Source organism: Streptomyces sp. NPDC059499, assembly GCF_042749285.1.
Lineage (GTDB): Bacteria > Actinomycetota > Actinomycetes > Streptomycetales > Streptomycetaceae > Streptomyces.
Genome location: NZ_JBHYTT010000011.1, coordinates 225,818 through 246,099, shown reverse-complemented (window position 1 = coordinate 246,099; position 20,282 = coordinate 225,818). Strand labels below are relative to the sequence as shown.

Annotated in this window: 27 protein-coding genes; all 27 read left to right on the top strand. The window is 69.7% G+C overall.

Annotated features, from left to right (window positions below):
* Nucleotides 1-270 precede the first annotated feature (270 nt).
* A complete protein-coding gene (locus ACFW9O_RS25045; RefSeq protein ID WP_384612255.1) occupies nt 271-558 on the top strand; it encodes a MerR family transcriptional regulator in 288 nt (95 codons plus the stop codon).
* Nucleotides 545-1,471, top strand: a complete 927-nt coding sequence (locus tag ACFW9O_RS25040; protein WP_384612253.1) for a hypothetical protein — start codon at nt 545-547, stop codon at nt 1,469-1,471. The genes ACFW9O_RS25045 and ACFW9O_RS25040 overlap by 14 nt, the downstream gene beginning before the upstream one ends.
* 67 nt (nt 1,472-1,538) lie before the next feature.
* Nucleotides 1,539-1,796, top strand: coding sequence for a hypothetical protein (locus tag ACFW9O_RS25035; protein ID WP_351167148.1), 258 nt, complete (start codon nt 1,539-1,541; stop codon nt 1,794-1,796).
* A gap of 280 nt (nt 1,797-2,076) precedes the next feature.
* Entirely contained in the window at nt 2,077-2,268 is a 192-nt protein-coding gene (locus ACFW9O_RS25030; protein WP_384612251.1) for a hypothetical protein, read from the top strand.
* 382 nt (nt 2,269-2,650) lie between these two features.
* Nucleotides 2,651-2,905, top strand: coding sequence for a hypothetical protein (locus ACFW9O_RS25025; protein WP_384612250.1), 255 nt, complete (start codon nt 2,651-2,653; stop codon nt 2,903-2,905).
* 269 nt (nt 2,906-3,174) lie between these two features.
* A complete protein-coding gene (locus ACFW9O_RS25020) occupies nt 3,175-3,564 on the top strand; it encodes a hypothetical protein (protein ID WP_384612248.1) in 390 nt (129 codons plus the stop codon).
* Nucleotides 3,551-5,185: a hypothetical protein gene (locus tag ACFW9O_RS25015; RefSeq protein ID WP_384612246.1), complete on the top strand. Its 1,635-nt coding sequence runs from the start codon at nt 3,551-3,553 to the stop codon at nt 5,183-5,185. The genes ACFW9O_RS25020 and ACFW9O_RS25015 overlap by 14 nt, the downstream gene beginning before the upstream one ends.
* A 9-nt stretch (nt 5,186-5,194) precedes the next feature.
* On the top strand, nt 5,195-6,706 hold the full coding sequence (locus ACFW9O_RS25010) for a phage portal protein (protein ID WP_384612244.1): 1,512 nt from the start codon (nt 5,195-5,197) through the stop codon (nt 6,704-6,706).
* Nucleotides 6,703-7,671 (top strand): hypothetical protein, encoded by a 969-nt coding sequence (locus tag ACFW9O_RS25005; protein ID WP_384612242.1) that lies wholly within the window; start codon nt 6,703-6,705, stop codon nt 7,669-7,671. Before ACFW9O_RS25010 ends, ACFW9O_RS25005 begins: the two co-directional genes overlap by 4 nt.
* A 55-nt stretch (nt 7,672-7,726) precedes the next feature.
* Nucleotides 7,727-8,470, top strand: coding sequence for a hypothetical protein (locus tag ACFW9O_RS25000; protein ID WP_384612240.1), 744 nt, complete (start codon nt 7,727-7,729; stop codon nt 8,468-8,470).
* 20 nt (nt 8,471-8,490) lie between these two features.
* Nucleotides 8,491-9,354, top strand: coding sequence for a phage capsid protein (locus ACFW9O_RS24995; protein ID WP_384612238.1), 864 nt, complete (start codon nt 8,491-8,493; stop codon nt 9,352-9,354).
* A gap of 16 nt (nt 9,355-9,370) precedes the next feature.
* A complete protein-coding gene (locus ACFW9O_RS24990) occupies nt 9,371-9,742 on the top strand; it encodes a hypothetical protein (protein ID WP_384612236.1) in 372 nt (123 codons plus the stop codon).
* Nucleotide 9,743: 1 nt separating this feature from the next.
* The gene (locus tag ACFW9O_RS24985) at nt 9,744-10,238 is read left to right on the top strand and encodes a hypothetical protein (protein WP_384612234.1); all 495 of its coding nucleotides are present in this window, start codon (nt 9,744-9,746) and stop codon (nt 10,236-10,238) included.
* Nucleotides 10,239-10,251: 13 nt separating this feature from the next.
* Entirely contained in the window at nt 10,252-10,845 is a 594-nt protein-coding gene (locus tag ACFW9O_RS24980; protein WP_351167172.1) for a hypothetical protein, read from the top strand.
* Nucleotides 10,842-11,180, top strand: a complete 339-nt coding sequence (locus tag ACFW9O_RS24975) for a head-tail adaptor protein (protein ID WP_384612233.1) — start codon at nt 10,842-10,844, stop codon at nt 11,178-11,180. The genes ACFW9O_RS24980 and ACFW9O_RS24975 overlap by 4 nt, the downstream gene beginning before the upstream one ends.
* Before the next feature lie 9 nt (nt 11,181-11,189).
* Nucleotides 11,190-11,516, top strand: a complete 327-nt coding sequence (locus tag ACFW9O_RS24970; RefSeq protein WP_384612231.1) for a hypothetical protein — start codon at nt 11,190-11,192, stop codon at nt 11,514-11,516.
* A 14-nt stretch (nt 11,517-11,530) separates the two neighbouring features.
* Nucleotides 11,531-11,911: an HK97-gp10 family putative phage morphogenesis protein gene (locus ACFW9O_RS24965; RefSeq protein ID WP_384612230.1), complete on the top strand. Its 381-nt coding sequence runs from the start codon at nt 11,531-11,533 to the stop codon at nt 11,909-11,911.
* The gene (locus tag ACFW9O_RS24960) at nt 11,908-12,030 is read left to right on the top strand and encodes a hypothetical protein (protein WP_384612228.1); all 123 of its coding nucleotides are present in this window, start codon (nt 11,908-11,910) and stop codon (nt 12,028-12,030) included. Before ACFW9O_RS24965 ends, ACFW9O_RS24960 begins: the two co-directional genes overlap by 4 nt.
* A gap of 2 nt (nt 12,031-12,032) precedes the next feature.
* Nucleotides 12,033-12,248: a hypothetical protein gene (locus ACFW9O_RS24955; protein WP_384612226.1), complete on the top strand. Its 216-nt coding sequence runs from the start codon at nt 12,033-12,035 to the stop codon at nt 12,246-12,248.
* Nucleotides 12,245-12,646 (top strand): DUF3168 domain-containing protein, encoded by a 402-nt coding sequence (locus ACFW9O_RS24950; RefSeq protein WP_384612224.1) that lies wholly within the window; start codon nt 12,245-12,247, stop codon nt 12,644-12,646. Before ACFW9O_RS24955 ends, ACFW9O_RS24950 begins: the two co-directional genes overlap by 4 nt.
* A 10-nt stretch (nt 12,647-12,656) precedes the next feature.
* The gene (locus tag ACFW9O_RS24945; protein WP_384612223.1) at nt 12,657-13,076 is read left to right on the top strand and encodes a phage tail tube protein; all 420 of its coding nucleotides are present in this window, start codon (nt 12,657-12,659) and stop codon (nt 13,074-13,076) included.
* Between the two features lie 2 nt (nt 13,077-13,078).
* Nucleotides 13,079-13,564 (top strand): hypothetical protein, encoded by a 486-nt coding sequence (locus tag ACFW9O_RS24940; protein ID WP_384612221.1) that lies wholly within the window; start codon nt 13,079-13,081, stop codon nt 13,562-13,564.
* 44 nt (nt 13,565-13,608) lie between these two features.
* Nucleotides 13,609-13,785, top strand: coding sequence for a hypothetical protein (locus ACFW9O_RS24935; RefSeq protein WP_351167190.1), 177 nt, complete (start codon nt 13,609-13,611; stop codon nt 13,783-13,785).
* Nucleotides 13,786-13,811: 26 nt separating this feature from the next.
* Nucleotides 13,812-16,571: a hypothetical protein gene (locus ACFW9O_RS24930; protein ID WP_384612220.1), complete on the top strand. Its 2,760-nt coding sequence runs from the start codon at nt 13,812-13,814 to the stop codon at nt 16,569-16,571.
* A 3-nt stretch (nt 16,572-16,574) separates the two neighbouring features.
* A complete protein-coding gene (locus ACFW9O_RS24925) occupies nt 16,575-19,328 on the top strand; it encodes a hypothetical protein (protein ID WP_384612218.1) in 2,754 nt (917 codons plus the stop codon).
* Nucleotides 19,329-19,336: 8 nt separating this feature from the next.
* Nucleotides 19,337-19,777 (top strand): hypothetical protein, encoded by a 441-nt coding sequence (locus tag ACFW9O_RS24920; protein ID WP_384612216.1) that lies wholly within the window; start codon nt 19,337-19,339, stop codon nt 19,775-19,777.
* A complete protein-coding gene (locus ACFW9O_RS24915) occupies nt 19,777-20,277 on the top strand; it encodes a hypothetical protein (protein ID WP_384612214.1) in 501 nt (166 codons plus the stop codon). The genes ACFW9O_RS24920 and ACFW9O_RS24915 overlap by 1 nt, the downstream gene beginning before the upstream one ends.
* The last annotated feature ends 5 nt before the right edge of the window (nt 20,278-20,282 follow it).

The window sequence follows — 20,282 nt, the reverse complement described above, 5'->3', positions numbered from 1 at the left end:
ACGATCATGGCACTCATCCGCCGCCTCGCCGCCGCCCTCGGCTACGACTTCCCGGAGCTCCCGTACTGCGCCCAGTGCGGCGGCCACTACGCCGCTCACAGCCACTGAGGAAGGCCCGAGCGCCCCGCCCCGGCACCTGCTGGCGCGGGGCGCACCACGTCTCGCTGGACAAGATCGTCGTTTAGCGCGACACTGCTGCCAGCAGCACACGTGTGCCCACAGAGCCCCTGACCGGCGGTCAGGGGCTTTCGTATGCCCGGACGGAGGCCCATGGACCACGACCTGCTCACGACCCGCGAGGCAGCCGCCCATGCCGACCGCGCCCGCCAACTGCTCAGCGCCGGCGCCGCCCACATCCGCCCCACCACGATCCGAGACTGGGCCAGCCGCGGCCACCTCAGCGCCTCCGGCATTGCCGACGATGGCCGCACCCGCCTCTACTCCGTCGCCGACGTCGCCAGTGCCGAGCTCGCCACCCGCGCCCGCGCCCTCCGCATGGTCGGCATCACCGAGACCAGGTGGGCCCCAGCATCCCGGAGGACCCATGGCACTCCCTGAGGGCGTTCCCACCATCACGGTGACCGACAACAGGACCCACCCCGACGGCGGCCCCATGCGCGGCCGCGTCGTCATCCGCCCCCTGCCCGGGATCGTCACCAACGCGGAGACCGGGCACACCATCCAGGGCGCGGCCGAGGGGCAGTGGGTCGATGGTCTTCTCTCGATCACGGTGATCGTCGCTGACGCCCCCGGGTACACACCGACCGGCTACACCCACACCGTGGTGGAGCACCCCGAGGACGCGCCCAGGCGCGACTACCCCGTCCTCCTCACCACCGACCTCGGCGACACGGTCAAGCTCGGAGCCCTCGCACCCGCCGAGACCTACGACGGTGAACACGTCCTCGTACCCGGGCCGCCGGGCCCGCCCGGAGCAGACGGTGCAGACGGCGAGGACGGCACCGACGGAGCACCAGGCGCCCAGGGCATCCAGGGCCCACCCGGGACCGCCCCCACCGGGGACACCGTCGGCGTCACCCGGACTGTCGACAAGCCCACCGACGAGGCCATCACCGCGTCGACAGTCCTCCAAGCCGACGACCACCTCACCCTCAGCGTCACCGCGGGCGGCCGGTACGCCATCGACGCCTGCCTCATCGCCACCGGCGACCCCGCGGGCGACCTGAACCTGACCCTGGCCGCCCCACCCGGCTCCACCGGCCACTGGACCCCCGGCGCCATCACCCTCGGCGTCGCCGACGGCACCGGCAGCATCCGACTGACCCGCTACGACCTCGGCACACCCATCGGCGTCGGCATCATCGCCGGAGGACTCGTGGTCGCACCGCTCGCCACTCTCACCGCAGGCGCCACCGGAACCCTCACGGTTCAGTGGGCGCAAGCCGCCAGTTCCGCCACCCCCACGACCCTCAAGGCCGGGTCGTGGCTCCGGGTCACCCGAACCGCCTGACAGCCACCCACAGATGTCCGATGATGTCCCCCTCACCGCAACGTCCTTGGGGGACAGCATGGGATTCATGAACGACGCCAAGGCGCAGCAGGCCGGCAAACAGGCCCACGAGGCGTACGCCAGGGGTGACTACGTCCTCGTCTACAAGTTCATCGAGGCCAACACCAACAGCCGGGCCACTGCGCCGATGACCGGCATTGCCGATCAGATCCAGGCTGTTGAGTCACAAGGCTGGATGCTGCAGAACATGGCGGCCGCCGAGGGCAAAGCGCTCACCGGCGAACGCACGGCCCTCGTCTGCCTCTTCCGGAGACGCAACCAGTAGCCCACGCAGATGTCCCGTACGGAGCTGCCGTTCTCCCGCATCAGGTGACCCGGCACAGACCGCGGGATGCGGTATCCGAGAGGACCGTGCCGGCGCCCCGCCCTAGGCAACGGGGCGCCGATCAGCTTCCCCGCCCCAGAACCCCCGCTGTCCGGCGATGGGATCGAAGAGGTCTTCCCGGGCTGAGACCCCGGTGCGCTAGCAGCGACCGGACAGCGGGACCACCCAGGCCCTGCCGTGCACACCGCACCGCAGGGCCTCGGCATGCAAGGAGGTAGCCATGCTGGCGTTCGCCACGCACGACGTCCGCATCATCGCGGAGAAGCGCGAGAAACCCCCAGTAGAGGGTTGGGCCTGCTGGGAGCTGACAGGCACCGCGCTGCTCGAATGCAGCTGCGGCCATACGGACGGACCGATGGTCACCAGGCTGGCCCCGCTCATGGCGCGCCTGCACATCAGTGCCCACGCGTAAGGCCCTGCAGGTCTGTCCTACGCCAGGCTGCCCGACCCTTACCGCGAGCGGCCGTTGTGGGCCGTGCCAGGCCAAGGCGAGCGTCACAAGGGGCAGCGCCCGCGCGAAGGGCTACGACAGCCGATGGGAACGCACCCGCGAGGCCTACCTACGTACGAACCCGTACTGCGCCTGCGACGACTGCATGGCCAGGCCGGCACTCCTGCGCCCGGTCGCTACAGAGGTCAACCACATCGACGGCCTAGGCCCCAACGGGCCACGTGGACACGACTGGACCAACCTGCAGGCCATGACCAAGGCACACCACTCACGTCATACCGCGCGCGAGCAACCAGGCGGATGGAACGACAGAGAGAGGTAGCCCATGACGCAACGCCATGACGTGGACATCAAGGTGGACTCCTCATCCATGGGGAGCATCACTGTCGGAGGCACGGACATCAGCAAGGGCGTAAGTGCCATCACGTGGCGGTCATCGCTCGATGAGTATCCGTCCATGGAGCTCGAGCTACGTGTCTTCGATGTCACAACGCTCAGCTCAGAGGACACAGAGATCCTCATCCCCGAGGAGACAGCGCAGGCACTGATCGCCATCGGCTGGACGCCTCCCGACGCTACGTCAGCCGAGACGACGTGACCTCATCCCTGAGCTCACCGAGGGTGACCGGACCCAGGGGGGTACCCCCTCCGGGGTAGGGGCGCCGGAACGCCGGGGAGGGCTCCGAGGGGCCAGTCAGGTTCAAAGGGTCCAAGGCCATCACGCAACGTGACGGCCGCCGCTCGCTGCGCACTGCAGCAGGAGGAGTGATCACCATGGCCCGTGGAGGAGCTCGCGCGGTATCCGGTCCGCCCCCGGATCCCAACGCGCTGCGCCGGAATCGTCCGTCCGATCAGTCGAGTTGGACGATGCTGCCGGCAGAGGGACGTCCGGGCCGGCCGCCCTGGTGGCCGCTGACTGAGGTCACGTCCCGTGAGCAGATGCTGTGGGACGACCTGTGGTCGCGGCCGCAGGCTGTGATGTGGGAGCAGCTCGGCCAGGTCCTCGAGGTCGCTCTGTTCGTGCGCACGCTCGCCGAGACCGAGCAGCCCGATTCCAAGGTGGAGGCCCGCAAGCTGGCCCGGCAGTACATGGAGAGCCTGGGTCTGACTGTGCAGGGCATGCTCCGCAACCGGTGGAAGATCGTGGTTGCCACCGAGCAGCAGCGGGAGGAGGACGACGAGGAGGAGCTCGAGGCGCCGCCGCGCCGTTCGGCTCGCGACCGCATGAAGGTCGTTCCGTTCAGTGGCCGGGCGTAGTCCCGCCGCAGCTGAGTTCGTTGTCGACTTCCCCACGCTGTGGGTGGTGCCGGACTGGATCGAAGCGCACTGTCCGATCCCGGATGGATTCCGCCGCGGCGAGGACCTCGAGCTGTACCCGTGGCAGCTGTGGTGCACGGTCAACCACTACCGGATCAAGCCCACGGCCCGCATGGGCCAGCTCGCGCCCGCGTTCCACTACCGGCGGTCGCAGATCGTGGCCCCGCAGAAGACCGGCAAGGGTCCCTGGTCGGCGACGATCACGTGTGCGGAGGCCGGCGGGCCGGTCGTGTTCGCCGGGTGGGCGAACGGTGGGGAGCGCTACCGGTGCGCGGATCACGGCTGCAGGTGCGGATGGTGGTACCGGTACGAGGCGGGCGAGCCGATGGGCCGCCCGTGGGCGACCCCGCTGATTCAGCTGGTCGCGACGTCCGAGGACCAGGTCACCAACGTCTACAGCCCGTTCCAGTCGATGGTGAAGCAGGGATGGCTCGCCGACTTCATGCGCGTGGGCGAGGAGTTCACGCGCGTACGCGACGAGGGCAAGGTCGAGACCGTCACCTCGAGCGCGCTGTCCCGACTGGGCAACCCGATCACGGCCGCGCTGCAGGATGAGACCGGGCTGTACACCACGGCGAACAAGCTGCGGAAGGTCGCCGAGACCCAGCGCCGTGGCGCGGCCGGCATGGGCGGCCGGGTCATGGAGACCACGAATGCGTGGGACCCGTCCGAGGACTCCGTGGCACAGCGGACCTCGGAGACCAAGCGCAAGGACATCTTTCGGTACCACCCGGAGGCGCCACGGTCCCTGTCGTACGGGGACAAACGGCAGCGACGCCGGATCCACACGTTCGTCTACGCCGGGTCCATGCACGTCGACCTGGACGCGATCGAGGCCGAGACCGCCGAGATCATGGAGAAGGACCCGGCGCAGGCGGAAAGGTTCTTCGGGAACCGGTGCGTGGCCGGTACGGCGTCGTGGCTGGACCTCGCGAAGTGGGCGGCCAAGGCCAAGCCGCGGCGCGTACGGCCGATGACCCGCATCGTGCTCGGGTTCGACGGATCCGACTCCGATGACTGGACCGCGATCCGGGCCGAGACGATGGACGGCTACCAGTTCACCCCCCTGTACGGGGACGAGGACGAGCCGACGATCTGGAACCCCGCGGACTACGGCGGCCAGGTCCCGCGCGCCGAGGTGCGCGCGGCCATGGACCAGCTGATGCGCCGCTACGACGTCGTCCGCCTCTACGCGGACCCGCCCTACTGGGACACGGAGGTGGACGAGTGGGTGGACCTGTACGGAGAGGAGCGGGTGATCCGCTGGCACACCCGCCGCATCATCCAGATGTACTCCGCGGCCGAGCGGCTGCGCACCGACGTCCTCAAGCGCAACTCCGACGGGGCTGCGTTCACGCACGACGGGTGCCCGATCACGTACACCCACATCGGCAACACCCGGATGGCCGCGCGGCCGAGCGACAAGTACGTCCTGCGCAAGGCCAGTCCGTCCCAGAAGATCGACGCCACGATCCCCAGCATCTTGGCGCACGAGGCGCTCGGCGACGTCATCGCCGCAGGCCTGGCCGTGAAGGCCCAGTCCTACTTCTACTCGGCGTAAGGGGGCTGCATGGCTACGTACGAACAGGCCCTCGAGCTGGTTGATCTGCTGACGTCGGAGCTGATTCGGCGGCGCACTGAGATCGACCGGAACTCCGACTACTACCAGGGCAAACAGCGCCTCAAGTTCGCCTCTGATCAGTTCGCGAAGTTCCACGGCGACCGGTACAAGGATTTCAGCGACAACTGGGTGCAGGTGGTGGCGGACAGTCCGGTGGAGCGGATGACCGTCACAGGGTTCCAGGCCTCCGGCGAGGAGACCGCGGACAAGGAGCTCTGGGAGTGCTGGCAGATCAACGGGCTGGACGCTGACAGCCAGATGGGGTTCCTCGGGTCGATCAACTCGGCCCGGTCCTTCCTCCTGGTCTGGGGCGACCCGGATGACCCGGACATGCCTGTGGTGACTTTCGAGGACGCCAGCCAGTGCATCGTGGCCTACGAGCCAGGGTCACGCCGCAACCGCCGTGCCGCGCTCAAGTCCTGGCAGGACGGTAACCAGGAGTTCGCCACCCTGTACCTGGCCGACGAGGTGTGGAAGTTCGCCCGCCCCCTGTCCCAGCAGTCGAAGTCTCCGCAGTTGGCTGACGTCGACGAGGCGATCGGGTTGTGGCTGCCGCCCGGTGAGCAGCGGCGCCGGCGGACGTGGGAGCCGCGCGAGATGGGAAAGGAGCCGAACCCACAGCCCAACCCCATGGGCGTGGTTCCGATGGTGGAGCTCCCCAACAAGCCCATGCTGGTGGAGGAACCCATCTCGGACGTGTCCGGGGTGACGGCCATGCAGGACGCCATCAACCTCCTGTGGGCGCAATTGTTCACCGCCTCCGACTACGCGTCGTTCCCGCAGCGGGTCATCCTCGGCGCCGAGAGGCCGGTCATCCCCAAGCTCAACAGCGCAGGGGAGATCGTGGGCACGCAGGCCGTCGACCTCGACAAATTCCAGGTCGACCGGGTCGCGTGGATCACCGGCAAGGACGCCCACATCGCCGAGTGGCAGGCCGCCAACCTGACGATGTACACGCAGATCATCGAGGTCGCCGTGGGCCACCTCGCCGCGCAGACGAGGACCCCCCAGCACTACCTGGTGGGAAAGATGGCCAACCTCGCCGAGGGCGCTCTGCTGGCCGCTGAGACCGGTCTGGTCAAGCGGGTGCAGGAGAAGCATCTGTGGTCCGGGCAGGGCCTGCGCGAGGGCGCCCGCCTGATCGCCCTGGCCAAGGGCGAGACCGCCAAGGCGCGGGCACTGCGCTCCGGCCGGGTGCTGTGGGCGGATGCCGAATCCCGCTCGCATGCCCAGATGGCCGACGCCCTCCTGAAGTTGAAGGACATCGGGTTCCCGTTCCAATGGCTGGCCCTGCGCTACGGCCTGACACCCACGGAGATCGCCGACGTCGTGGCGCTGCGGGAGAAGGAGGCCGAGATGGACCCCATGGCCGCCGTGGGCCGCATGATGGCCCCGGGCGCACCCGGGGCCGGGCCGAACAGTGACGGGGGCGAGGACCAGGACGACGAGGCCGCAGCGTGAGCATCCCGCCCCTGGCCAAGCGCCACCAGGAGGAGCGAGCGCGCCTGGCGATGTCGGCCGCGCGGGCGGCCGGGCAGGTGTGGCGGCGCCTGAACCGGGACGACATGCGGACCTCGTGGCAGCAGCTGCTGCCCGAGCTCCTGCTGATCGTGACCGGGGCGCAGTCCGCGGCCGCCACCTCCGCCGACCCGTACCTGCAGCGGCTGCTCGGCGACGACCCGGACCGGGCCGAGTCCGATCAGCTGGACCCGCAGTCCCTGGCCGGGATCGCCCCGGACGGCAGGCCGCTCGCCACGCTGCTGATGTACCCGCTGTGGGCCACCCTCGCCGCGCTCGCCCGCGGTGCCACCCTCGCGTTCGCGTGGGCGAGCGGCGCGGCCGTCCTGGACCTCCTGGTGCGCACCGTCATCGCGGACACCGGGCGGGCCGCCGACCTCGTCGCCATGATCGTGCGCCCGGCGGTCACCTCGTACGTACGGGTAGTTGAGCTCCCCGCGTGCGCGCGGTGCATCGTCCTGGCCGGCCGCGAGTACACCCTGTCCGACGGGTTCGCCCGGCACCCGCAGTGCGACTGCTCCATGGCCCCGGTCACCCGCTCCTTCCGGCCCGTGCCCACCAGCGCCAAAACGGTGTTCGCGCAGATGACCGCCGCCCAGCGGCACAAGGCGTTCGGGGCGGCCGCCGTACAGGCGATCGGCGACGGGGCGGACATCGAGCAGGTGGTGAACGCCCGCCGCGGGATGCAGACCGCCACCTACTACCGGCGCACCATCCAGATCACCACCGAGGGCATCACCCGCCGCGGCATCGCCGGCAGCCGCTCCAAGAAGTTCGAGCGGATCGCCGGCAACCGGTACTCCACCGCGAAGTCACCGCGGCTGATGCCCGCCGAGATCTACCGCCAGGCCGACGGAGACCGTGAGCACGCCATCCGGCTGCTGCGCCGTCACGCCTACATCGTCTGACCACCTTCTTGCCCGCGCGCAACGCCCGGGCCACGCACCCGCAACGGGAGTCCTGATGAACCGCAGCACCCTGCCCCGCCGTGCCCGCCGCAACGCCGAGCCCGGATGGTCCCACCCCTACGGCATCGACCCGTTCGTGTTCTACGCGGACGGCGACGCCGACGAGGACCAGGAGGGCGATGACACCGACGGTGACGCCGACGGCCAGGACGACGACACCGACGACGGTGACGCCGACGGCCAGGAGGGTGACGGTGACGGCGACGGCGAGGACCTCGAGGGCGCCGCCGACCTCGGCGACAAGGGCAAGCGTGCGCTCGCGTCCATGAAAGGGAAGTGGCGCAGCGAGCGCGACAAGCGCAAGGAGCTCGAGCAGGCCCTGGCGCAGAAGGACGCCGGGGACGAGGCCGCCCAGGCCCGCCGCGAGGTGGAGCAGGCCGCCCTGTCCAAGGCCAACGCACGCATCGTGCGCTCGGAGGTGAAGGCGGCCGCAAAGGGCGTCATGGCCGACCCGGGCGACGCGTACAAGTTCCTCGACCTCGATCAGTTCGAGGTCGACGACGACGGAAACATCGACAGCGACGAGATCGCCGACGCGATCGAGGAGCTCGTCAAGGCCAAGCCCTACCTGGCAGCCGCACCGGCACGCAGGTTCCAGGGCACGGGTGACGGCGGGGCAGCGCGCAAGGCGGGCCGGCCGAAGCAGCTCAGCAAATCCGACCTCAAGAACATGTCCCCCGAGCAGATCACCAAGGCCCAGGATTCGGGCCACCTGGATGACCTGCTCGGCACGGGCTGACCCAGAAGGGCAACACCACCATGGCCATTACCCGTTTCGTGCCGGAGATCTGGGCGGCGCGTCTGCTCGTCGCCTGGCGCAAGGAGCTGGTCTACGCCGCTCCGCTCGTCGTCAACCGCGACTACGAGGGCGAGATCGCCGAGTCCGGCGACACCGTCCGCATCACGTCGATCTCCCGGCCCACCATCGGCAACTACGTGCCGAACACCACGGTGATCGTGCCGGAGGAGCTCACCGACGCCCAGCGCACCCTGGTCATCGACCAGTCGAAGTACTGGGCGTTCAAGGTCGACGACGTCAACAAGCGTCAGGCCAAGGGCAACGTCATGCCCCAGGCCATGTCCGAGGCGGCCTACGCGCTCGCTGACCAGACCGACACCTACGTCGCCAGCCTCTACACCGGGGTCGTCGCGGCGAACGTGATCGGCTCCACCGGCGCCCCGATCAACACGTACACCGCCCCCACGGACTTCTACTCCAAGGTCCTGGTGCCACTGCGGACCAGGCTCAAGCGGGCCAACGTCCCCACCAACGGCCGGTACTGCATCGTTCCGCCGGAGGGCTACGCCAGCCTCCTGCTGGACGACCGCTTCACCGACTACAGCAAGTCCGGCAGCACCGACACCCTGCGCAACGGGGCCGTCGGCAGGGCCGCCGGGTTCGAGATCTACGAGTCGAACAACACCCCCGAGCCGACCGCCGGCGTGTCCGTCGTCCAGGCCGGAGTGCAGTCCGCGATCTCGTTCGCCGAGCAGATCAACAAGACCGAGGCCTACCGCCCCGAGAGCTCGTTCTCGGACGCGGTCAAGGGCCTGGCGCTGTACGGCGCGAAGCTCGTGCGCCCCGACGGAATCGCCGTCGCCTACATCGACCCGTCCGCCTGATCGGAGAGGCCCTCTCATGGCACGCACCACAGTCCCGTACAGCGCCCTGCTTCCCAACGCCGACCTGGCCGACCCGGCCGGTACCGCCACCAACGCGGGTGTCGGCAACGGGCACACCATCGCCAAGGCCGTCCCCGAGCTCACCGTCCTGCGGGTAGTGGCCGGGGCCACCGGAGGCAACGTCACCATCAAGGCCGGCGCGAACCCGCCCGCGATCGCGGCCGGGCAGGGCGACCTGGTCGTCGCCGTCGCCAACTCCGCGACGCGATGGCTCGGCCCGTTCGAGTCCGGCAGGTTCATCCAGAACGACGGCAGCCTCCTGGTGGACATCGCCACCGGGTTCGTCGCGGGCACCATCACCGCCTTCCGAATCCCGAGGAACACCTGACATGACCCAGAGCATCCACGTACGCGGGGAGGGCGGGCAGGTCATCAAGATGGACCTGCCCCTGCCCGACCCGATCGCCGAGCGCCTCACCAAGGGCTACCTGCGGCGCGTCAACGCCGACGGCAGCCCCTACTCCGGCAGCTCCCCCACGCCGACGCCCAGCGCCCCGGACACGGGCAACAGCGCCCTGACCAACGGCGTGCCGCCCAGGCCCGGCAAGAACGCGACCAAGGCGGAATGGGTCGGGTGGGCGGTGAACGCCCACGGCCTCGAGCCGGACGCGGCCGAGGGCATGACCAAGGCCGACCTGGCCGAGCTCCCCGACACCCCCGCCCCGGACCCCGGCACCAGCGCCCCCGCTGCAGGGGCTGGCGGCAAGCCGTCCGAGGACGACCCCAAGTCGGCCTGGATCGCCTACGTCGTCGCCCAGGGCCACCTGTCCGCCGACGACGCGGCCACGTTCACCAAGGCCGACCTCATCGACCTGGTGAAGTGAAGGGGAGGCCACCGTGGCACTGACAGCACTGGCGACGGTGGCCGACCTGGCCGCCCGCGGCCTGACCGTAGAACCCGCCGAGGAGACGATCACAGGCACCTTCCTGGACGTCGCCTCGGCGGCCGTACGGGAAGCGGCCGGGTGCCCCATCTCCCAGACCACGTCCACGATCACCCTCGAGGGCGAGGACGACACCCGGCTACGCCTTCCCGGACCCCCGGTCACCGAGGTGGCCGAGGTCCTCCTGGACGGCACGGAAGTGACCAACTGGCGGCTGCGCTCGGATCGGCTGTGGCGGGCCGCCGGATGGAGCTCCCCGAGCGGTCCGACCGAGGTGGAGGTCACCTACACCCACGGCCTGCCCACGGTGCCCGCGGACATCGTCGACCTCGTGTGCCGGATCGCCGCCGCGGCCCTGGTCGCGCACCGCTCCGAGGACGACGGCACGGGCATCGCCGCCGGCGACATCCGCGCCGAGCGGATCGGGGACTACTCCGTCACCTACGGGGACGACGGCCTCATCACCGAAATGGAGCTCCCCGACTACCTGCGCGAGCGCCTGGCCGCCCGCTTCGGTGGCGGGGCCGCCCTGGTGAGGTCCAGGTGAGCCGCGTACGCCGCCACCTGAACCGCACCGTCGAGGTGTGGCGGATGACGACGACACCCGACGGCGGGGGCGGGCAGAGCCACGCGTGGGCCCTCGCGTCCACACCGCGCGGCCGCCGCTCCCAGCCCACCGCCCGCGAGCGCCAGGCCGCCGACCAGTCCGAGGCGCGCCTGGACTTCACCTGGTACTTCAGCCCGACGGCTGACGTACGCCGCGGCGACGAACTGCGCGAGTCGGCCGGGGCCGTGCACGAGGTGTTCGCGACCTTCGAGCCGTCCGTGGACGGCACCTACCTGCGGGCTGACTGCACCACCCGCCAAGCCCACCAGACGTAAGGACACCCCATGGCTGCACTTGCCGCGCAATCCGTGGCCCTCGCCGGATCCGTACCCACCTACGCTGCGGCGGCCGGCGGCGGCGACACCGCCCCCGTCGGCTCGAACCTCCTGCTGCACGTCATCAACGGCGGAGGCTCCTCGGTCACGGTGACCCTGGTGACGCCGGGCACCTCCGGCGGCCTGGCCATCGCCGACGCCGCCGTTGCCGTGGCCGCCGGAGCGTCCGCGTTCGTGCCACTGCGCTCCGTCTACCGCAACTCCGTCACCGGCCGGGCCGCGATCACCTACAGCGGCGTCACCAGCGTCACCGCCGCCGTCCTGCGGCTCCCCTGACAGGAGGTAGGCCGATGGCACGCCGGATCCGTCTGGACGGCCTGGCAGGCGCCCTCACTGCGGTCGCCCGCGTACCGGAGGCGATGCGCCAGGCGCGCAGCGACACCCTGAACGACTGGGCGGACGACGTCCAGAACACCGCCGAGGAACGCACACCACGCCGCACAGGCAACCTGTGGCAGGCCTTGGACCAACGGGTCAACGAGCACTTCGGACGGGCCGAGGTCGGCGTCTGGGACCCGGAGGAACTCGAGTACTCCCTGTACGTGGAGAAGGGCACCAGCAGCATGGCCGACCAGCCGTTCCTGGTGCCCGCGTTCGACCAGCACCGGGCAGGGGTCCCGCGCACCTACCGAGCCGCGTTCCGCCGGCGCATGGGAGAGGGGGCCGGATGAGTCTCCTGGACACCTGGCGCCGGCAGCTGGTGCGCGAGCTCAAGAAGCGCGACGACGCCACCGCCGAAATCACCAGGCTGCAGCGGAAGATCACCGCCGCCGAGAAACGGAAGGGGTAGCCATGGCCGCCCTTGTTGATGTCGAGCTCCCGGTGTTCCTGCGCGTGGGCCAGGGCGAGGAGTGCAACGTCGGCTCGATCTGCGTGACCGCCTGCGTCGATGCGGCAGGGGTGGTCAGCCCCGCTGCACCCGACATCGCCGCGTTCCTGCGCGAGGTCGCCACCCACTACGAGGAGGCGCAGGCGAGCCACGCGCAGGCGCAGGCGAGCGGCCCATGACGTCGGCTCTGTGGCCGGTGCAGGAGGCCGTCTACGCCAAGGTCACCGCCGACGGGCCGTTCATGGCCCTGGTCACCGGCCTGTTCGACGAGGTGCCCGAGCCGGTGGCCCACCCCTACGTCACGTTCGGCACGACCACCGAGGTCGTGGACGACGCGCACAACCAACGGGGCCTGGCCGTCAACCTCGTCCTGCACATCTGGTCCAAATACCGCGGATTCAGCGAAGCGGCGGAGATCCTCGCCGCCCTGGACCTCGTCCTGGACCGCAAGCCGCTGGCCGTCGCCGGATACCGGGACGTGTCCATCGCCCATCAGCAGCACCAACAACTACGTGATCCGGACCCCGACATCAGGCACATCAACGTCGCCTACCGGGTCTGGCTGACCAAGGAATAGGAGAACGATCATGGCTGGTCTGGACGCGTTCGGCACGCAGCTGCAGCGGGGTGACGGGGCGGGGCCGGAGGTGTTCACGGCCATCGCCAACGTCACCGACATCACGCCCCCGGGCATCGAGCGGGAAACCCTCGACGTCACCTCGCACGGCTCCCCGGACGGGTGGCGCGAGTTCATCGGCGGCCTCAAGGACGGCGGGGAGGTGTCCATCGACATCAACTACGACCCGCGCGAACACGACACCCTGGTCGACGACTTCGAGGACCCCGACCCCCGTAACTACAAGGTCGTCTGGCCGGGGACGCTCGGAGACTGGGCGTTCAAGGCGATCCTCACCGGCTTCGAGCCCGAGGCACCGCACGACGACAAGCTGGCCGCCTCCTGCACCTTCAAGGTGTCCGGGAAGCCCGTACTGAACCCGGGAATCTGACCATGACCACATACCTGTCCGCAGAACAGATCCTCGACGCCGCCGACCTGTCGATCGAGGACGTCCACGTGCCCGAGTGGGGCGGCACCGTCCGTGTGAAGGGAATGTCCGGCACCGAACGCGACCGGTTCGAGGCCGGTTTCGTCGGCAACGACATGAAGCAGCTCCCCAAGGACAAGGCCCTGGAGTACTACCGGGCGCGGGTCGCCGCGGCCTGCCTCGTCGACCAGGCCGGGAACAAGATGTTCCGCAGCGTCGGCGAGATCAAGCGCCTGTCCGACAAGTCTGCCGAGGCCCTGCAGCGCGTCGTCGACGTCGCCAACCGCCTCTCCGGCCTCACCGAGGACGACGTCGAGGAGCTGACGGGAAACTCCGAGCCCGGCCAGAGCGACAGTTCTACTTCCGCCTCGCCGGGCACCTCGGATACACCGTCGCCGAGCTCCTCGAGCGGATCTCCTCGCGCGAGCTCACGGAGTGGCAAGCAGTAGAGCGCCTCACCGGCCCGCTCGGCGGTCACCGCGGCGACGTCCAGATGGCCATCCTCGCCGCGGTGGTCGCCAACTCCCAGCGCGCCAAAGGCCGCATGCTCACCCCCGCCGACTTCCTGCCGGCCTGGGAGGGCAAGCGCAAGCTCACCCCGGAAGAACTCTTCGCCAAGGCCATGCAGGCCAACACCGCGCTGGGCGGCTCGGTACGCACTGACACCTGAATATCGAGCGAGAGGGGGTCCGATCCATGGCCACGCTCGCTTCGATGACGGTGCGGCTGGGCATCGACACCGACCAGCTGCGCGCAGGCGCCGAACGGGCCAAGAAGGTCCTGGCCGGTCTCGGCAAGACCGTCGTGGCCCTCGGCGTCGGCGTCCCGGCGGCCGCCGCCGTCGCCACCGCAGTCATGGGCATCGCGGCCGCGGCCGCCGCCGCCGGCCTCGCCTACAAGGCGTTCCAGCTGGCGGCCGGACCACAGATGGAGGGGGTCAAAAAGGTCTCCGAGCTCGCCGCGGCAGCCGAGGAGGCCGCCGCGGAGGGCGGAGAGAAGGCCGCCGCAGCACAGAAGGCCTACACGCAGGCCCTCGGTGATCTGCCCCCGGCAACCCGGGCCACAGCCAAGGCGTTCATCGGCCTGAAGAAGGACCACAAGGCCTGGTCGGACGGCCTGTCCGGCACGACGATGCCCGTGTTCACCAAGGGCATCGAGCTGCTGCGCAAGCTCCTGCCGATGCTGACCCCGTTCGTGAAGGCGGCCGCGGCCGCGCTCAGCGGCTTCCTGGACGACGTCGCCAAGGGCGTCAAGTCCGCGAAGTTCAAGCAGTGGGCGAGCGACATGTCCACCGCCGCAGGCCCCGCCCTGCGCAACTTCCTGACCGTGATCAAGAACCTGGCCGTGGGATTCGGCGGCCTCCTGCAGGCGTTCCTGCCGGCGTCCGGGAAGATGACCGGCGGCCTCGTCGCCATGACCGGGGCGTTCGCCACCTGGGGCACCGGCCTCAAGGGCAGCGAGGGCATGGCCGACTTCCTCGAGCTCGCACGCGAGGGCGGCCAAACCCTGGCGACCCTCGCGGGGGCCGCACTGAAACTGCTGGTTGCCGTAGCGCCTCTGATCGGCGTCACCGCGCTCCTGGCCACCAAGCTCGCCGACCTCATCAACAACACGCCCGCCCCCGTCCTCACCGCACTTGCCGCGGTCCTGGCCGCCGTCAAGATCGGCATGATCCTCTACAAGGTCGGTGCGGCCGGGGTCGCTATCGCCAACCGGCTCATGGCCTCGACCACGTACACCGCCATTGCGGGATGGACGCGGATGATGGCCGTCGGCCTCATGGCCTACCTGCGCCTGGGCGCCGCCGCCGTGGCCTCCGCCGCGCGCACCGCGGCCGCCTGGGTCGGCAGCGCCCTGGTATCCATCGGCACGTGGATCGCCGCAGTCCTGCGCGCGTCCCTCACCGCCGTGGTGCAGTTCGGGCTCATGGCCGCACGCGCGATCGCGTGGGCCGTCGTCATGGCCGCACAGTGGCTGATCGCCATGGGGCCCGTCGGCTGGGTCATCGCCCTGGTCGTCGGCCTCGTCATCCTGATCATCGCCAACTGGGACAAGATCAAGTCCGTTACGGGCAAGGTGTGGACCTGGCTGTGGGCAAAGATCAAGTCCGTGGGACTGATGATCCTTTCGTTCATCACCGGATGGATGATCGTCAAGTTCTTCCTGAACCACTGGGACAAGATCAAGGCCGGGACCGTCGCCAAGGTCGTCGGCCTCATCGCCTACGTACGCGGCCTGCCCGGGCGGATCCAGTCCGCACTGGGCAGCCTCGGATCGCTCCTCGTCGAAAAGGGCCGGGCCGTCGTCCAGGGCCTGTGGCGGGGCATCCAGGGCATGGGCGGCTGGCTCAAGAGCCAGCTCATCGGATTCGCGAAGAGCGCGATCCCCGGGCCCATCGCCAAAGCCCTCGGTATCTCGTCCCCGTCCAAGGTCACCACCGCACAGGGCCGGTGGATCGGCAAGGGCCTCGGCGTCGGCCTCCTCGGCACCGCCAAGCAGGTCAAGTCCGCGGCCGAGAAGCTCGCCGGGATCGTCCGCACCAGCCTCGCCCCCGGCAGGCGCCGCTCCGGAGCCCTCGGCAAGATCAGCGGCGACAGCAAGGCGCTGCTCCGGCTCGCCAACCGGGACGCGTCGATCGCGACCCGGCTCAAGGACGCCCGCAAGAAGCTCGCCGACCAGGTCAAGGCGCGCGACAAGCTGTCCGCGGACATCCGTAAGGGCGTCATGGACAGCGCGAACATCACACAGCTGGTCCAGGACGTCCCCGTCACCGCCTCGTCCCTCCTGTCCGGGCTCAGCGCCAAGGTCGCCCAGGCCACACAGTTCGCCGCCAACCTGGCGAGGCTGCGCAAGAAGGGCGTGTCCGGCGACCTGATCGCACAGATCGCGTCCGCCGGCGTCGACCAGGGCTCCGCCTCGGCGGCCGCGCTCGCCCAGGCATCGTCCGCCCAGATCAAGCAGATCAACGCCCAGCAGGCCGCCCTCGGCAAGGCCGCGACGTCCGCCGGAGCCGTCGCCGGGAACGCCATGTACGGCAGCGGCATCCAGGCAGCACAGGGCCTCATCAAGGGCCTGGCGAGCCAGCAGAAAGCCATCGAGAAGCAGATGGTGACGATCGCCAAGGGCATGACCAAGGCGATCAAGAAGGCACTCGGCATCAACTCGCCCTCCAAGGTCATGGCCCGAGAGGTCGGCCGCCACATTCCCACGGGTGTCGAGGCCGGCGCCGAAGGCAACCGCAGCGGCCTGGACCAGACGATGCGCCACCTCGTCGACGTCCCCGGCATGCGCCAGCTGCAGCCCGCTACGGGGCAAGGCGCAGGCACCGCACAGGAGCGCCTCATCATCGAGCTCGCCGGGGCACCGGAGTTCAAGACGCTCATCCGCGGCATCGTCCGCAAGGACGGCCGAGGCGACGTCCAGCGCGCATTCGGATACGGAAAGAAGGAGGCGTAGAACGTGCCGGAGCGTCGGACGGAGCTGCAGATCGGCGGAACCTGGACCAACGTCACGACCGACGTGCGGGAGAGCGCCCCGATCACGATCGATCGGGGCGCGGCCGACGAGGCCACGTCCAGCGACCCCTCAAAGTGCACGCTCACCCTGAACAACCGGCACGGCAAGTACTCCCCCCGCAACCCGCTCTCCCCGTACTACGGGCTGATCGGCAGGAACACGCCCCTCAGGGTCAGCGTCAAGGGCCTGGAGTCCTACCTGGCGGTGGAGGGCATCGCCACGTCCTACGCCCGCACACCGGACGCGGCAGCGCTCGACATCGTGGGGGACATCGACCTGCGTGCCGAGGTCACCATGGACTGGAATGAGCCCGGCATTCATCCCCTGGTCGGGAAATGGATCTCGGCTACCAACCAGCGGTCCTACGCGCTGAGTGTGGATTCCGGGACGCTCTCCATCTGGTGGTCGACGGCCGGGACGGCAGGCGTGTCTGTCTCCCGGACTCTGCCGGACCTGCCGCGGCGCGCGGCACTGCGGGGCACGCTGGACGTGAACAACGGGTCGGGCGGATACACCGTCAACCTGTACTGGGCTGAGTCCCTGGACGGGCCGTGGACGGCGGTAGGTGCCTCGTACACCACGACTCCGGCCACGAGCATCTACGTGAGCACCGCGCCGCTGGAACTGGCCCCGCCCAACCTGGCGGGGGCAGTGCTCATGCAGGGCCGCATCCACCGCGCCGAGGTGCGGTCCGGTATCGGCGGCACCGTCGTCGCATCCCCGGACGTCCGGGCCCTGGCCGAGGGCGCCACAGGATGGACGGACAGTGCCGGCCGGGTGTGGACGCTGGGCGCAGGCGCATCGATCAGCGACCGGCAGTACCGGTTCCACGGGGAGGTCAGCGCCTGGCCGTCCCGCTGGGATGTATCGGGTGCCGACGTCTACGTGCCGATCGAGGCAGCTGGTATCACGCGGCGGACAGGCCAGGGCAAGAAGGCCCTCGACTCGACGCTGCGGCGCAGGATCCCGTCCGCCTCGGGGCTGCTTGCGTACTGGCCGATGGAGGACGGGCAGGACGCGGCCTCCGCGTACTCGCCGCTGCCGGATGTGCGGCCGATGACGTTGACCGGATTCGACTTCGCAGCGGACGACACCCTCGGCGGCGCGGCCGCCCTGCCGAAGGCGAAGAACCCCGCCACCCTGCGTGCGACCGTGCCGCGCTCCGCCACGGCCGGCTGGCAGGTCGAGTGGGTCTACAACCTGCCCGCCCTGCCGGCTGTGCAGACGGAGATGATGCGGCTGTCGGTCACCGGGGCCACCATGCGCACGGTCATCCTCTACGCCTCTGCCGCTGCGATCCGCCTGGAGGTGCAGAGCTCCGACGGCACGGTGATCGGCGCATTCACCTACAGCGACGCAGGAGCCCTGAGCGCGTTCGTCGGGAAATGGAACCGGCTGGCGATCTACACCGGCGACTACGGGGGCGGCGCCACCCTGGTCACGGCGACCTGGCGTGACGTCACCACGAATTTCAGGTACTTCATTGCCACCGCCCCGACCACAGGCCAGGGCCGAATCGACAGCGTGTCCGCCGCATGGGGGGCGGCCCTGGAGGGCACGGCGATCGGGCACCTGGCGGTTTTCTCCACGCCCGGTACCGGCGTCCTCGACGCCCCGCCAACAACGACGATCTTTGAGGGCGCCGACGATGGATTCCTCGGCGAGACGGCCCTGGCCCGGCTGGTCCGGCTCGGTGCCGAGGAGTCCGCCCAGCTCGACATCTCTGTGCGTGGCGTGGACTACCTCACCCCGTCCGAGCGGATGGGACCACAGCGGCCGGGGACGCTCCTCGATCTGCTCGAGGAGTGCGCGGAGACCGACGGCGGCATCCTGTACGAGCACCTGGACCGCACCGCCCTGGTGTACCGAGACCGCCAGTCCCTGTACAACCAGGCCGTCGGCCTGGCCCTCGACTACACCGTCCAAGGGGAAGTGCCGCCCCCGCTGGAGCCCGCACCGGACGACCAGGCAGTACGGAACGACGTCACCGTGACCCGCTCCGGCGGCTCCTCGGGGCGTGCGGTCCTCGAGTCCGGTCCCCTGTCCGTACAGCCACCACCAGCCGGGATCGGCCCGTACGACGAGGCCCTCACCCTGTCTCTGTACACGGACACACAGCCCGCGCTGATCGCCCAGTGGCGCATGCACCTGGGCACCTGGGACGAAGAGCGCTACCCCACGATCACCGTGTGGCTGCACGCCGCCCCACACCTCATCGGCGACGTCCTCGGCCTCGACATCGGGGACCGGGTCACCATCGACAACACCCCGCCGCAGCTGCCCCCGGGGCTCATCGACCAGCAGATGCGCGGCTACACCGAGGTCCTCGGCCTGTACGACTGGACGCTGTCCATGAACTGCGTACCCGCCGGCCCTTGGACAGTGGGCGTGCTGGAGGATCCCGTGCTCGGCCGGGCGGACACGGACGGGTCGCAGCTCGCATCGTCGGCGACGAGCACGGCCACCTCGTGGTCTGTCGCAGTGACGGCTGGCCCGTTGTGGATCACCACGGCCACCAGGCCTGCAGAGTTCCCGTTCTCCGTCACGTGCGGGGGCGAGGAGGTCACCGTCACCGCGATCAGTGGGGCGAGCTCGCCGCAGACGTTCACCGTGACCCGGTCCGTGAACGGAATCGCGAAACCCCAGACGGCCGGCACCTCGCTGTCCCTCACTCATCCGATGCGCGCCGCACTGTAGGAGGACGCATGCCCATTCCCGCAGGCGGGATTGTTACCGCCGGGCAGCTCGCCCGGATGCAGCCAGTCGTCAACGAGGCGACCGGGTCCAGCAACCTCGCGCTGACGACCACGGAAGCCGACGTCGCCGGGGCGACAATCACCCTGACCACCACCACCGCGAACGCCCGGTACGTGGTCACTGGCACCTTCGTTTTCGACATCACATCAGCCACCACCGCTCTCGCCGAGGGCATCCTGCACGTCGACGGAGTTCAGGCCTCCGGCAACGCGCGGTGGTCCGGCGAGGTCACCACCGACTTCGGCACGGCGGCACAACAGTGGTCCGGGATCCTCGCCTCGGCCGGGTCGCACACCCTGAAACTCCGCGGCGTGATGTCCTCGGGCACGGGGATTCAAGTTCTCGGCGCGTTCACTCGCATCATCGCGACCGTCTACGAGGTGGTCTGATGACCCTGCTCAACCTGCCCGCCCTGTCCCTGTCCGGGTTCTACTCGACGAACGAGCTCGTGCCCACGACCTTGAAGGTCGATCTCTCGACGGCGACGTGGTCCACGATCATGCGCGTCGTCGTCCCCGTCGCGGCGGGCGATCTCCTCGACGTGTCCGCCTGGTTCAAGGTCACCAACGATCTGGGGTACAACGTTGGCGTCGGCGCCCATCTCTGGGCCTACGACGTGGACGACGGGGCCCCGGTCCCCCGGCCCGCAGAGTCATGGTGGCGTCTCGACCCCGACGCGGGCAGCGTCGGTATGAACGTCACTCCGGACATGCACCACCTGACTCTGCCGGTGGCCCTCCCGTACCAGGTGCCAGACGACTGGCCGGACGGGCACCGGATCACGATCGCGCTCCGCGCCGACGCGCACAGCACCGCGTGGAAGCCGAACCACAGCCTGACCGTGGACCAGGTCGGCCGCCTCACCGCCCGCCGATACACCACCGTCTGACCCTC